This is a genomic window from Heyndrickxia coagulans DSM 1 = ATCC 7050, assembly GCF_000290615.1.
Lineage (GTDB): Bacteria > Bacillota > Bacilli > Bacillales > Bacillaceae_C > Weizmannia > Weizmannia coagulans.
In genome coordinates, this window is record NZ_ALAS01000253.1 from 1 (window position 1) to 13,347 (window position 13,347).

Below are 13,347 nucleotides of genomic sequence, written 5' to 3' on the forward strand. Positions count from 1 at the left end.
AAATGGGCATATATTTATCTGACAATATTATATTTCTGGTGGTGTTCTATTTGCATTGAAAGAAAAATTGTTAACATCGCAAAAAGCTCTTTATCATATTCTATGTTCAACAAAAATTGCGTCAGAAGCGGGATCCGTTAATTCCATTTGCTTTGTTTGAAGATCGTAATTACACGTTAATGAATGTGGTAGGAGTCTTTTTTTCTATTGGCGTCCTTGGGTTAATGCTGCTTCTCTCGATATATTTTCAGTCCATTTTGGGATATGATGCATTTAGGGCGGGACTTACGTTAGTTCCTGCATCACTTATTTCCATGTGTGTATCTCCATTTGCCGGAAAATTTTCAAATAAAATAGGTGGGAAATACCTTGTGCTTGCAGGATTAGCGCTGACCCTGATCGGGATGATATGGGTTATTTTTATCATGAATGGCCATAACTATTGGGTGCAATTTATGTTGTCGATGGTGATTACTGGGTTTGGAAACGGGTTATTAATTTCACCGACGGCAGCAGTTGCCGTGAAAGAAGTGAAGGATGAAGTTGCAGGTGCAGCATCCGGGGTGATGAATACTGTCCGCCAATTGGGAACAGTTGGAGGCAGTGCGGCTGTTGGGGCTTTATTACAAAATAGAATTTCTGCCATGAATCATGGTTCGGAATTTGAATTGGTCTTTGATATTTCAACAAAATTTGGCGGCCATTTAAGTGGTTATTTAACAGCATTGCGTGAAAGTTTATTATTGCCGATGGCTGCTATTGCTTTGGCTTGTATAGCATGCGCTTTTGTACGAAAAAATGCAAAGCGACTTTCAACCAACGAAGTAAAATAAATTTTCTTTATATTTAATTATGCTATGTATAGGTGAACCTCCCAGTGTGAGATGTTAATCCTAAAACTATTTTAACCCACTGAGGGTGCGGTTCACCTGTTTTTGTTTCTTTGGGGGGCCAAAGTTGGGGCGTCCATACAAAACGGAAGAAAAACCTTAGAACGTGTTGCAGGACAGGATACCTCTGAACGTAGCGCCGCTGAAGGAAGATTTTTGCGAAGGTAAGCACAGGTGCGGGTTAAGCCTTATTCGAACATGCTTTCAGGAGACCAGTGAAACAGTAGTAGCCCTTCAGTTTCTCAAAATGAATCTGGAGGGAAACCTCAGGTATATTTTTGAAAAATTTGCACTTTACTATTTTATATTTTAAAACTGGGCTTGTATCTGATTCGTTCAGCAAGCTCCAATTATTTATTTTTTGATCCGGTCTTAAAAAAAACAACATAGATTAATAACAATAGAAAGAACAAAGCTTGAATGATTTTTGTTACAATATGTATTTCAGGATTGAAATTTAAATCAAAAAGGATATTGGCAATAACATATACTCCTGTTATGATTATCAATGATTTTAAGAACCACTCCATAGAATACCCACTCCTATATCCTTATTCTCTCAAAGTAATAAGGTTACCAATGCTCTTGCAGCTGTTCCAGCTAACCAACTAGGTACACCCATATTTTTTAATTGAGTTGTTAGTGCATTCGTTATTGTGCCCTCAAAGTCTACCACAATATTAAGGGTCTTCATTACAAATTCGTAACTTAAATATTTTTTCAGGGTACTTTTCGAGCCTTTTGAAATAGGCAGTTTATTAACATAATTCCTTACAGTTCTATCCCATGAGATTCTACCAATTTTTTTGAGTTTTTTTATCATGGACTTTGCCGCTACTTTAGCTGCTTTCGATTTCACGCCAAATGTTGTAACAACATGGTTTTCAGTGTCTTCTCCAGATAAACTTGATTGAATCCCATTTACAATGTCTGTCTCAGCAATTCCATGAGCTTGCAATTCATTTTGTAACTTTAATAAGTTTTGAGTTTCAGTATTTGTTAAATGAACATTTTCTTGCTGATTAGATACTTCTGCTGCTTTTATATGAGTTGTAAAAGGAACAGACACACTAAACAAAATAGAACTCGCAACTGTGACATGAATAATTTGCTTTTTCATTATATCCCCTATCTATTTAGTTTTATTGCTTCATAACACAGTTTATTATATCCTGAATCCGTGACAAAAACCTAATTTGTGGCATTAATAGGTAGATTCCATTGTGCAGCCTTCCGATAAGTGACTGATTATTTGTTAAACAGTAGTTTTCTTGTTTTCAATTTTTGAAGAAGCTGTTCAGGAGATTTTCCAGGCACGACAAATAAGCTTGCCATCTCCATTTTTTTTGCAAGTTTTACGGCAATGTATAGGTGCTAGTTCATGCCTGATTAGAAAAAGGCATAGTAAAGGCGTCCAAAAGCTGGAAGCCATTTGTTGGTTGAACTGATTTTTAGCTTCCACTGTCGTCCTTGGTGAACAAGTTTTGAAGCCAGGGTAATCATGTTCTGTATGACAGTTCGGATTCTTCTTCTTTTCACTTTCTTTTTAAGAGGTGTATCCTATTCTTTCAAGCTTTCCTGGCCGATCATACGAAGTAAATTGTACGCAAAAATACCAAAATGGAGAATGAGCTCGTTGGTTTCATATTTTCCGGATGGCAGGCGTTCCAAATCCAGCTCTGATTTAATTTCACTATGGAACTGTTCGCATGTACCATGGTCGTGATAGAGTGAAACTACCACATGAGCCGGGACATCTAAGGTCGTCCAATAGGTTTCAAATTCATATTCCGGTATCAAAAAAATCTGACCGTCTCTCGAGATCGATCTTTCGATCACTTTAAACACTTTCCGGATGGTACGCTCTTCGCCATTCATTTCAATAGTTGCGGGGATGGATCCAAGGTAGACTTTCTTTCCTTCCCGTTCTTCGCAGCACATGCCATATTTTTGAGCGATTTCAAGCCAGTCCTCTGCTTTTTCTTTACGGGGATTGCGTTTGATAATAAAGTCTGTTTCGTTTTCCAGGAAAATGATGAGGTTATCCCGGCTGTCGTTTCCGGAATCAAGCCTGAAAAGCAAAGGTTTGTCTGTCAGTTTTTTGGCAAACGGAAGGGTGTCTCTAATAAAATCCGGTGTCCCTTTTTGGCAATGCACGTTTCCTTTTCGCATTTCAACATTAAGGCAGTAACCTTCCTGCCCGATATAGGCGAACATAGGGGCATAGCCGTCACAGCCTTTATAGGTTCTTTCGACACCTTCCTTTTTTGTTTTGGAATTGTCAAATGGTGAAACATCCATGTCAACCGGAATATAAGCTTTTTCTTTGGCGTAAATGGGGCTAATTTTAGCATTGGTTCGGCGGATCAAATCCAGCGATTCTTCAAGTAGAACCTCTTTCCACTTTTTCGTCAAAGCTGCCTGATCAAGGCGCTGCCTTAAAGTTGGGCTGGAAGGGACCCCTTTTATATCCAAAGCAAATTGAAAAAAGGCATCATCGCGGAAGGTTTCAATATTGTCAAAATCACTTTTGCCCTGGCAAAGCAGGCCGATATAAGATTTGGCAACATCACCATTTGAGTATTCAGGATTACGGGAAATGCTTGGCAATTTATAGGCATTTAACTTTGAATCTAAATTTGTCTGATTTAGTAGGTTTCCTACAATAGCTAATCCTGCTTGGGCAGTAATTCGTTCATTCGTAGCTTCTATAATAAACTTTTTCATGAAATCACCTGATTGTGGAATTGGTTAAAATGGAACTCTGTCCATATTATACTAGATCCCATGCAGATTTTTCGAGATTGAATGAAAATTTCATCACGGATTCAGGTATATCACAGGTTTACGGGTATTTCCTTAAGTATTGCATTTAATGTTGCAATTTAGGCACCTAAAAAGTTTTATGAATACACAAAAATCTGCTTGACGTTTACAAGGAAGCATTTATAATGATAAATGGATGCATAAATGATAATGATTTTCATTATCATTAGAAGCAAAAAAGGAGGTGTTTTTTTGAAAGGGACGAGCAACGGTGTAATCGGGAAAATTTATTATCCTGTTATCTTTCTCCTTATCTGTATGATTGCGTTTTCCGCCATTTATTCGGTTTCAATTGGAACGGTCCACATACCAATTGAAAAATCAATGAATGTTTTGCTGCACGTCCTGACAAATGGCAAAATGGGGCACATTAAAGGGATGGAAAACTCCTCCTATTTTAATATCATTTATCAAATCAGAATGCCCAGAGTTATTTTTGCTTTATTGATTGGGATGGGCCTTTCTTTGTGCGGGATTGTGATGCAAGCAGTTGTGCAAAACCCGCTCGCTGATCCATATATTATCGGGATTTCTTCAGGAGGAACGCTTGGTGCGACCATTGTCATTTTGATCGGGTTTGTAAGCAATGACTTGTTTGGCACATTTAGCATTGCATTTGGCGCTTTTATGGGTGCGATGGCAACATCCGTAGCAGTATTGCTTTTGTCAAGTGTTGGCGGAAAAGCAACATCTGTAAAACTGGTATTGTCAGGCGTCGTTGTCGGAGCATTGTGCAGTTCTTTTTCCAGCCTTGTGATTTACTTTGCCAACAATGCAGAAGGGATTAAAGACGTTACGTTCTGGACAATGGGAAGCCTTGCATCGGCGAGCTGGGAAAAGGTGCCGGTTTTGTCTGTTGTGGTCCTGATCGGCTCTTTGATTTTTCTTTTTCAGCACCGTGTGTTAAATACGATGCTACTCGGTGATGAGTCTGCCGTCACATTGGGCATTCATTTAAGTTTATTCCGCAAGCTCTACATGGTGGTCACAGCATTGATAACGGGTACGATGGTTGCTTATGCCGGCACAATCGGATTTGTTGGTCTGATCATTCCGCATATTTGCCGGGGTATTTTCGGCGCAGATCACAAACAGCTGCTTCCGGCAACAATCCTTTCAGGGGGGCTCTTTTTAATATGGGCGGACATTTTGTCCCGAATTCTAATCCAAAATGTAGAATTGCCCATCGGCATCATTACATCAGTGATCGGCTCCCCACTCTTTATCTATATGATTGTGAAAAAAGGCTATCAATTTGGAGGTTGAGGGAAGTGGAATTAACGGCGGAAAAGCTGCAAGTAAAAAGAGGCAGGAAAGAGATCATCAAAAACATGTCCGTGTTTGTCAAAGATAAACAGTTTGTCGGTTTAGTAGGCCCGAATGGATGCGGGAAGTCAACTTTGCTCAAAAGTATCTATAAAAGTCTTGTGCCGCAAAATGGGAGCGTTTTTTTAGATGACCTTAATGTACTGAAAAGCTCGGCAAAAAAAGTTTCAAGGCATTTAGGCGTAGTAGGGCAGTTCAATGAAATGAATTTTGATTTAACAGTCGAGCAAATGGTGCTGTTGGGGCGGACACCGCACAAGAAGTTACTGGAATCGGACCAGCCGGACGATTACAAAATTGTTGAAGAGGCATTAAGGAAAACGCAATTGCTTGAATATAAAACACGCAGCTATTTGTCATTATCAGGCGGGGAAAAGCAACGGGTGATTCTTGCCCGTGCCATAGCCCAACAGCCGGACTTAATGATTCTCGATGAACCGACCAACCATTTGGATATTCGCCATCAAATCGAAATTCTTTCCTGTGTCAAGCAGTTTGGCATTAGTGTGCTGGCGGCTCTCCATGATTTGGATCTGGCTGTCGCCTATTGCGATTATTTATATGTCGTGAAAGGCGGAGAAGTATATGCACATGGAAAACCGGAAGAAGTGCTGACCTCGGAATTAATTGAGGAATTGTATGAAATCAAATGTCAAACTTATGTGAATCCTGTGACCAACCGGCTTGGATTTGCATACGAACTTTAAGGAGGATGGACAGACATGAAAAAAGGAATCTTTGCCGGTTGCCTCATCGCACTGCTTGTCCTTGCGGGTTGCGGGAACAGGGAAACGACCGGGTCGGAAAAAAATATGAAAAGCAAGTCGAATTATCCGCTGACGATTCATAACTATACAAAAGCAGAGGGCGGCACTACATATAAGAAAAAGGATCAGGTATTCAAGGAAGCCCCGAAACGGGTGATGGTTACGACAAGAACGGCGGCGGAACTGCTCCTTCATCTTGGCCTGAAAGATAAGATTGTCGGGGTAGGCGGGAATTTTGGCGCCCCGGACAAATCGGTTGAAAAAGACTATGCTTCATTAAAGATACTCAGTAATTCGTATGTCGGAAAAGAAGCGGCGCTTGGGACAAACCCGGACTTAATTGTCAGTCGCGGCGGCTTATTCGATAATGCCGACTGGGGTGTCGGAACGGTTGATTCTCTGAATGATATGGGGATTCATACCTATATTCTTGAATCATCCATTCCGGGCGGGACCTATGACTCAATATATAAAGATATTGACAATCTCGGAAAAATTTTTAATGTCCAGGAAAAAGCAAAACTATTTTCCAACAAATTAAAGGCGCGCCAGAAGAAGATTACATCGGAACTGTCAGGCATTCAAGAAACGAAGACATTCGCCTATTTACACATGTCCGATCCGAAAGAAATCAACATCTACTCTGCTTATAATGAAACTTTTTTCAATAATGCTTTTGGTATGTTAAAACTCAAAAACATATTTCAAAATGTGCGGGGGACTGTTAGTGTAGAGCAATTAGTAAAAGCCAATCCCGATGTATTGATTGTACTGAATTGGGAAAACAATGCCGATAAGGTCAAAAAGGCTCTTTATGAAAATCCCAAATTATCGAGTATGAAAGCAATCAAAAATAAGCAAGTTTACGCGATGGATTATAATGAGCTTTTCGGCTACAGCTACAACACACTCGATGGAATAGAACAACTGGCAAAGGAAATGTACCCTGATCAATTTAAATAGTTTTTTCTCCGTAACCCAAAGTTGGGAAACAAGGGAAGAACATTAGCCCATATGATTACGATGCATGCATTTTGTAATTTCCAGCATCCTATAGGTAAAACCAAAAATGATGGTGGAAAGGAAACGATATAGGATGGGTGCAATCAAGCATAATGGATATACCTTCGAACCGGAGTTCAGTGTGGTCAGCCAAACCGGTGCCATTCATGTTTATCATGGAGAAAAATTTATTGAAGAAATCCGATTCGAATTTAATGGTGACTATCCCCAGCATGATTTAATAGAAGAATTGGTAAATCACTATTTGTATGAAAAACACCTTTAGTTCGTTAAAATGAAACCCAATTTGCCTGATTCCATACAGGCAAATTGGGTTTTTCAGGCATCACGCTAATCTTCCAGGATCAGATGCACGTTCAATTCTTGCATTTTTGTGATGATTTCTCTTTGCGTCAATTGTCCGGGGTTAAATTCAATTTTGATCTCTCCGTCATTTGTATCAGACAATACGCGCTCAATCCCGTCCATCTTTTTCAATTCATGTTCGATCAACTGAATTTGGGATGGATCGGTTGCATTTTTGGCGTAAACGGTCATATTTTCCATAATATTCCTCCTTCAATAAGGTGCCATTATGATTGATTATACCCTTTAAAAGAATTTTTTAGCTGCCCATTAAGAAATATAACCGTGCTATATCCCCCACACGGCCATGTTTGCCCAGCTCCCGCATACCGGCGGATCGGGGCCATCCATTCTGCCGTTCCGAGCATAGAGCATTAACGTTATTTTTTCGCCTGAATACATTAAGGAAAATGGATAAAGAGGTGTAATCATGGATTCAAAATCTTCTTATTATGGATCAGAAATCAAGTGTGAAGAAGTCTCGAACACATTTCCGCCCCAGCACCAGACGAGGCATCCGGGATTTGAATATTTGATGATTCCCCGTCCTGTTTATGACAATCCCCATTATATTGGAACAGGAAAACTGAACAACAAGGTTGCGATCATTAGTGGGGGTGACAGCGGAATTGGCAGGGCTGTGGCAGTGGCTTTTGCAAAAGAAGGAGCAGATATTGTTATTGCCTATTTTGATGAACATGAAGACGCCAGGGAAACGAAGCAGGCAATTGAACATTTGGGGCAGCGTTGCCTTTTGATTCCGGGGGATTTGCGCAACAAAAGCCACTGCCGGTATGTCATTGCCTGCACCCTTGAAACGTTCGGGAAAATCGATGTCCTTGTCAATAACTTAGCGGTTCAATTTGTTCAAAACCGGTTTTTGGATATTAGCGACGAACAGTGGCATACGACGTTTGATACAAATTTTCATCCGTTTTTTTACATGACAAAGGCTGCGCTTCCTTATATGGCTGAAGGGAGCAGCATTATTAATACGGCATCGATTAATGCCTATATCGGCCGGAAAGATTTGATTGATTATACAGCTACGAAAGGGGCAATCGTCAGCTTTACGCGCGCGCTTGCCAATAACATCGTTGACCAGGGGATCAGGGTGAATGCTGTTGCCCCGGGCCCAATCTGGACACCGCTGATTCCTGCGAGTTTTCCTCCTGATATGGTCAAAACGTTTGGAAATAACGTACCAATGAAACGCGCAGGCCAGCCTTATGAACTGGCGCCTGTCTATGTGTTGCTTGCTTCAAGCGACGGTTCTTATATCACAGGCCAAACTATTCATGTGAACGGCGGCGGCTTTGTCGCTTCATAGCCGGGGCTTGCTTTTGTCAAAACTGCGGCCAAATGGGTTAACGTCCGTTTTGCCGTGCCGCAGCATTTTTAAATGCAGCACCAGTGCCCAACCTTATTCGGCAGGCCCGGATGGGGAAAAAGATGTTAATGCGATAAGGCAATTCGTTACAGGATGGTAATCTGTTTTGGGCGGCGGGCTTTTTATATTGCTGTAACGGCGGTTGCACGGACTCAGCAGCTGGTACCAGCCGCCTCTTTGCTGGTCGACAAAATAAGTCCAGCAATAGGCAAACAGATCACGATACAGGTGCAAGGGATTGCAGCCAGATGCGGCCAGCAGGGATGATGCGCCGATCGCTTCAGCCATGACCCAATAGTATTTATCACAATCGATTATACGCCCGCTTGGAGCCATGCTGAAAAAAATGCCTCCATTTTTCCAGTCCAAGCCCAGGCCGAGGGCGGACTGGAATAAGGATTGCGCCGCTGGTTTCCGCCAATTGCCGGGAGCAAGCCGTTCCAACAACAGCAGCAGCTTGCTCCATTCAATCGAATGGCCGAAAATAAAGCCATAAGGCCGAAGCTCACTTTTCGTAATGCCGTAATTGTACGTCCAATCGATTGTCCAATCTTCATGATAGTGCTCCCAAATCAGTCCTCCTGATTGGGGAAGTAGACGAAACATGACCGACTCGGCAATGCGTTCTGCTCTTTCAAGATATCGCTTGTTGCCGGTTGCTTCATATGCTGTCATCATCGCTTCGCACAGATGCATATTGGCATTCTGTCCGCGGTAAGGGGATACTTCTGACCAGTCGGCCGAGATTTCATCAACATACAGCCCCTCATTTTCCCTCCAAAAATGGCGTTCCAATACTTCAAATGTATCCGCAATCATGGGAACAGCAGACGATATGCCTGCTTTTGCCGCCATCGCCGCGGCTAACAAAACAAAGGCATGGCCATATGCTCTTTTCACTGAATGGGATACAGACCAGCCTTTCAATTCCCAATAATACCCGCCGTGTTTGTGGTCGCGCTGGCGGTCCTGCAAGAACGAAATACCGTGTTCCGCCAGTTGCCGGTACGCTTGGCCGGGCTCCAGCAACGCCGCCGCACTGAAAATAAACACAAACCTTGCCTGGCCTACAAGTTGTTTCGTTTCATAATCGCATACTGTGCCGTCATCCAGAAAGCAGTTGATATATCCGCCGGACACTTTGTCTATACAGCGCGGTGCATAAAAGTTCACGGTATCCAGAATATGCTATTTCAGAAAACGGGCTGATGTAAAATCCGGCCATGATCGCTCCATCTTCGCATCACTCCTTTAAAAGGTACTTTATGATCCGCTTCCGGCAAATATGAGAGCAGCAAACGGGGATTTGCTTTCGCGTCCAATGCCGGAACCCGCAAAATAGGAGCTGTACTTTGAGGGGGCTTTTTGTAAACGCCGCAAAAGCAAACAGGGGCTGGGAAAATTTGTGCTGCCTTTTTTTGGTGTGTAACACTTGAAAATGGGGCGGAATATTACTATAATTAATCCCATAAATTTAGTGAGAATTAAAGGGGGAGTTTCATGCTTTTAACAGGGTTAATTTGCGGGGCATTGCTCGGCTTTGTGATGCAAAGGGGCAGGTTTTGCCTGACGGGCGGCTTCCGTGATATGTATATTGCCAAAGACAACCGCATGTTTTACGCGCTGTTAATTGCGATTGCCGTTCAAAGCATCGGGGTTTACGCACTTATTCAGCTCGGCATGATCAAATATGCTGCAGGCACATTCCCGTGGGTTGCTGCTATTATCGGTTCATATATTTTCGGGATAGGGATTGTCATGGCCGGCGGCTGCGCAACCGGGACATGGTACCGTGCCGGCGAAGGGCTTTTGGGCAGCTGGATCGCGCTCTTTGGCTACATGGTCATGAGCGCGGTTATGAAATCCGGCGTGCTCGTGCCGGTAACCACTTCCCTCCAGTCCATCCAGCTTCCGAAAAATGCGATTGCGGATACACTAGGGATTAACATTTGGATCATTATCGCAGTCTTTTCCCTGATTGTACTGACCATTTTAATCAGGGAAATGCGGAAGCCGAAAGTGGCGGTTCCGGCGATGAAGGCAAAACGCAAAGGGCTTGCGCATCTTTTGTTTGAAAAACGCTGGCACCCGTTTTTTACAGCAGTACTTATCGGACTTATTGCGATTTTAGCGTGGCCTTTAAGCGAAGCAACCGGAAGAATGGATGGCCTCGGGATTACAACGCCGACTGCCAATCTTCTGCAGTTCCTTGTAACGGGTAACCAAACGTTTGTAAACTGGGGCGTTTTTCTCGTGCTCGGCATTTTTCTCGGTTCTTTTATCGCCGCAAAAGCGAGCCGCGAATTTCGTTTTAGAATGCCGGACGCAAAAACGGGTATCCGCAGTTTCCTTGGCGGTATTTTGATGGGATTCGGCGCCAGTGTCGCAGGTGGCTGTTCGATCGGCAACGGCCTCGTGAAAACGGCAATGATGACATGGCAGGGCTGGTTTGCACTGCTGTTTATGATATTTGGCGCATGGACGGCTTCCTATTTCATGTTTGTCCGCCCGCAAACCAAGCGCCAAAAAACTGCGGCGAAAACGGCCGTCACCACTGCATAAGGAGGAATGGAAGATGGAAAAAGTATTGGAAGTCATGGGCCAGGTTTGCCCATTCCCGTTAATCGAAGCAAAGAAAGCCATTGAAGAAATTCAGCCGGGAGATGACCTTGTCATCCACTTTGACTGCACACAAGCAACGGAAAGCATCCCGCGCTGGGCAGCTGAAGCAGGCCACACTGTCACAAACTTTGAACAACTTGATGAAGCAGCATGGACGATCACAGTCCGGAAAAAATAAATCTTGATTTTTAACGCAGGCTGTCCCACAAGGCAGCCTGTTTTTCGGTGCGCCGTGCATGGCTGCTTGGCGCTCGCCGATGAAATTTGAGCAAGGAGAAATCTTGGCTATCGATGCTCGACAGGCTTGTAGTGGGTCTCAAGAAGGCTGGTTTATAAAATCTGCGGCGTTTTCCATGGGTAACGTCTATTTTCACGGAAATCAGCGGAGACCTCTGAAATATAGTCGCGTTTTCACACCCATCTACGTTTTGGGTCAAAAGACGAAAAATTTTGAAATCATCATTTTTGTCGAATTGGTGTTCCCTTCATTTCAAAAATGTTGTATAATAAAAACGGAATAGTTTTAATACTTGAAAAGGGGGAATGGGATGGATAATCGGACAGGGCGCAATGAATATGACCGTCATTGGAAGCGGGTTATTCATTCGCTGTTTGAAGATTTTGTTGCGTTTTTTTCACCAGGCTTGTATGAGATGATCGATTGGGACAAGCCACCTGACGACCTGGATAAGGAATTCCAAAGGCTGAATCCGGACGGCAAAAGCCGAGACCGGGAAGCAGACGGGCTTTTTAAAGTGTATTTGAAAGATGGTAGCGAACAGTGGATACTTGTCCATATCGAAGTGCAGGGGTGGAAAGATACTGATTTTGCAGAAAGAATGTTTCAATACTTCTACCGGATTTTTGATGCGTATGATAAAAAGATATTCGCGCTTGTGATTTACACCGAAGATTACTCCGAAACGTATACCCCACCCCGTTATGAATACAACTTTTTCGGGACAAAATTGAGTTATGAATACAATGTGTATAAAATAGCGGAACAAGATGAAAATGAATTGTTGCAATCGACTAATCCATTTGCTTTTGTAATCCTTGCGGCAAAAAAAGCCCTGTATGGAAAAACAGCTGCACAGCCAACCAAATTAGAATTGAAAAAGCAGTTGCTCCGGGTTTTAGCTGTTATGAAAGATCGCTTGCAGCTCGATAAAAAGGATTTACTGACACTTTTCATTTTCATGGACCACATGATAAAACTCGAAAGTCAATACCAACAGGAGTTTAACCAGGAAATCAAAAATTGGGAGGGCGGCACGATGATAACGTATGAAGATGAACTAAAACAAGAAGCAAGAAAAGAAGGAAGAGAAGAAGGGAGAGAAGAAGGTAAACGAGAAGGAAGACAAGAAGAAAAAATTGAAATTACCCGAAACCTTATTAAACTTGGGATACCACTCGATTTTATCAAAAAAGCAACAGGCCTTTCCGAAAAAAAGGTCCTTGAAATAAAGGAGAAGCTGGAAAAGGAATAAGGGCTGATGGCTTTGAAATGGGAGGGCGGCACGATGATAACGTATGAGGATGAACTAAAGCAAGAAGCAAGAAAAGAAGGAAGAGAAGAAGGGAGACAAGAAGAAAAAATTGAAATTACCCGAAACCTTATTAAACTTGGGATACCCCTCGATTTTATCAAAAAAGCAACTGGCTTTTCTGAAAAAAAGATCCTTGAAATAAAGGAGGAGCTGGAAAAAGAATAAGGCGAATGGTATTGAAACGGGAGGGCGGCACGATGAAACGTATGCGGATGAACTAAGATAAGAAGGGAGAAAAGAAGAATTGCAAAAGCTAGCGGAATTGGAAATACCGATACTGATCCAACAACTAAAGATCAAACGTTCTTCAACTGATCAAGCTTTAACAGATGACACCTTTACATTAGGATGACACGACTTCAGACCAAACAGTTACTAACGAAACCAACACTGACAATGTTCGTTCAGAAGTTGCTCCAACTGCTGTTAGCGTAGTCCAACATGATTCATATGGAAATCCTATTTCGCCAACGTCAACATTAGCAACAACAATTAATTTTCTTAATAAAGGTTACACAACAAATGTACGTATTGCAACGGGAGCGACTTTGGAAGTGGAGCAAAGAATCCATTGTTAACAACGTCTTTTACTCCACCGTTATAAT

At 42.4% G+C, this 13,347-nt stretch carries 13 protein-coding genes and 2 pseudogenes; 11 read left to right on the forward strand and 4 right to left on the reverse strand.

Features of this window, described 5'->3' with window-relative positions; all coding sequences use genetic code 11:
* Positions 1-116: 116 nt before the first annotated feature.
* Both IC21_RS13580 and IC21_RS17425 read left to right on the forward strand, forming a co-directional pair.
* The gene (locus IC21_RS13580; RefSeq protein WP_029142865.1) at positions 117-833 is read left to right on the forward strand and encodes an MFS transporter; all 717 of its coding nucleotides are present in this window, start codon (positions 117-119) and stop codon (positions 831-833) included.
* 115 nt (positions 834-948) lie between these two features.
* Positions 949-1,255, forward strand: a pseudogene (locus IC21_RS17425) (transposase); the annotation flags it as partial.
* A 194-nt stretch (positions 1,256-1,449) separates the two neighbouring features.
* Here the strand turns inward: IC21_RS17425 and IC21_RS13590 are convergent.
* On the reverse strand, positions 1,450-2,010 hold the full coding sequence (locus tag IC21_RS13590; RefSeq protein WP_013860643.1) for a hypothetical protein: 561 nt from the start codon (positions 2,008-2,010) through the stop codon (positions 1,450-1,452).
* A 269-nt stretch (positions 2,011-2,279) separates the two neighbouring features.
* Positions 2,280-3,617 (reverse strand): annotated as a pseudogene (locus tag IC21_RS13595) (IS1380 family transposase).
* 291 nt (positions 3,618-3,908) lie between these two features.
* Between IC21_RS13595 and IC21_RS13600 the strand changes: the two are divergent.
* From IC21_RS13600 to IC21_RS13615, 4 genes are all read left to right on the forward strand, one after another.
* A complete protein-coding gene (locus IC21_RS13600; RefSeq protein ID WP_029142866.1) occupies positions 3,909-4,982 on the forward strand; it encodes a FecCD family ABC transporter permease in 1,074 nt (357 codons plus the stop codon).
* Positions 4,983-5,047: 65 nt separating this feature from the next.
* Positions 5,048-5,749: an ABC transporter ATP-binding protein gene (locus IC21_RS13605; protein ID WP_202622502.1), complete on the forward strand. Its 702-nt coding sequence runs from the start codon at positions 5,048-5,050 to the stop codon at positions 5,747-5,749.
* Between the two features lie 15 nt (positions 5,750-5,764).
* Positions 5,765-6,772, forward strand: coding sequence for an ABC transporter substrate-binding protein (locus IC21_RS13610; RefSeq protein ID WP_014096845.1), 1,008 nt, complete (start codon positions 5,765-5,767; stop codon positions 6,770-6,772).
* A 133-nt stretch (positions 6,773-6,905) separates the two neighbouring features.
* Positions 6,906-7,097, forward strand: coding sequence for a YbxH family protein (locus tag IC21_RS13615; RefSeq protein ID WP_013860638.1), 192 nt, complete (start codon positions 6,906-6,908; stop codon positions 7,095-7,097).
* A 65-nt stretch (positions 7,098-7,162) separates the two neighbouring features.
* Here IC21_RS13615 and IC21_RS13620 read toward each other — a convergent pair whose 3' ends face one another.
* On the reverse strand, positions 7,163-7,378 hold the full coding sequence (locus IC21_RS13620) for a DNA-binding protein (protein WP_013860637.1): 216 nt from the start codon (positions 7,376-7,378) through the stop codon (positions 7,163-7,165).
* A gap of 229 nt (positions 7,379-7,607) precedes the next feature.
* Here IC21_RS13620 and IC21_RS13625 point away from each other — a divergent pair, with 229 nt between their 5' ends.
* Positions 7,608-8,507 (forward strand): SDR family oxidoreductase, encoded by a 900-nt coding sequence (locus IC21_RS13625; RefSeq protein WP_013860636.1) that lies wholly within the window; start codon positions 7,608-7,610, stop codon positions 8,505-8,507.
* A gap of 93 nt (positions 8,508-8,600) precedes the next feature.
* Here the strand turns inward: IC21_RS13625 and IC21_RS13630 are convergent, their stop codons facing one another.
* Positions 8,601-9,752 (reverse strand): AGE family epimerase/isomerase, encoded by a 1,152-nt coding sequence (locus tag IC21_RS13630; protein WP_234969540.1) that lies wholly within the window; start codon positions 9,750-9,752, stop codon positions 8,601-8,603.
* 315 nt (positions 9,753-10,067) lie between these two features.
* On the opposite strand from IC21_RS13630, the gene IC21_RS13635 reads away from it, so the two are divergent.
* The 4 genes from IC21_RS13635 (at position 10,068) to IC21_RS13655 (ending at position 12,907) form a co-directional block, all read left to right on the forward strand.
* Complete coding sequence (locus IC21_RS13635; protein WP_029142868.1) at positions 10,068-11,129, forward strand: YeeE/YedE family protein; 1,062 nt, start codon at positions 10,068-10,070, stop codon at positions 11,127-11,129.
* A 13-nt stretch (positions 11,130-11,142) separates the two neighbouring features.
* Complete coding sequence (locus tag IC21_RS13640; RefSeq protein WP_014096852.1) at positions 11,143-11,367, forward strand: sulfurtransferase TusA family protein; 225 nt, start codon at positions 11,143-11,145, stop codon at positions 11,365-11,367.
* A gap of 370 nt (positions 11,368-11,737) precedes the next feature.
* Positions 11,738-12,682 (forward strand): Rpn family recombination-promoting nuclease/putative transposase, encoded by a 945-nt coding sequence (locus IC21_RS16425; protein ID WP_014096853.1) that lies wholly within the window; start codon positions 11,738-11,740, stop codon positions 12,680-12,682.
* Positions 12,683-12,715: 33 nt separating this feature from the next.
* A complete protein-coding gene (locus IC21_RS13655; RefSeq protein ID WP_234969536.1) occupies positions 12,716-12,907 on the forward strand; it encodes a hypothetical protein in 192 nt (63 codons plus the stop codon).
* The last annotated feature ends 440 nt before the right edge of the window (positions 12,908-13,347 follow it).

Bases quoted from the DNA above. Each gene is read 5' to 3' on its own strand.
- IC21_RS13655 (WP_234969536.1), top strand. From the start codon at position 12,716: ATGATAACGTATGAGGATGAACTAAAGCAAGAAGCAAGAAAAGAAGGA.
- IC21_RS13620 (WP_013860637.1), bottom strand. From the start codon at position 7,378: ATGGAAAATATGACCGTTTACGCCAAAAATGCAACCGATCCATCCCAA.
- IC21_RS16425 (WP_014096853.1), top strand. From the start codon at position 11,738: ATGGATAATCGGACAGGGCGCAATGAATATGACCGTCATTGGAAGCGG.
- IC21_RS13640 (WP_014096852.1), top strand. From the start codon at position 11,143: ATGGAAAAAGTATTGGAAGTCATGGGCCAGGTTTGCCCATTCCCGTTA.
- IC21_RS13625 (WP_013860636.1), top strand. From the start codon at position 7,608: ATGGATTCAAAATCTTCTTATTATGGATCAGAAATCAAGTGTGAAGAA.
- IC21_RS13615 (WP_013860638.1), top strand. From the start codon at position 6,906: ATGGGTGCAATCAAGCATAATGGATATACCTTCGAACCGGAGTTCAGT.
- IC21_RS13590 (WP_013860643.1), bottom strand. From the start codon at position 2,010: ATGAAAAAGCAAATTATTCATGTCACAGTTGCGAGTTCTATTTTGTTT.
- IC21_RS13605 (WP_202622502.1), top strand. From the start codon at position 5,048: ATGTCCGTGTTTGTCAAAGATAAACAGTTTGTCGGTTTAGTAGGCCCG.
- IC21_RS13635 (WP_029142868.1), top strand. From the start codon at position 10,068: ATGCTTTTAACAGGGTTAATTTGCGGGGCATTGCTCGGCTTTGTGATG.
- IC21_RS13610 (WP_014096845.1), top strand. From the start codon at position 5,765: ATGAAAAAAGGAATCTTTGCCGGTTGCCTCATCGCACTGCTTGTCCTT.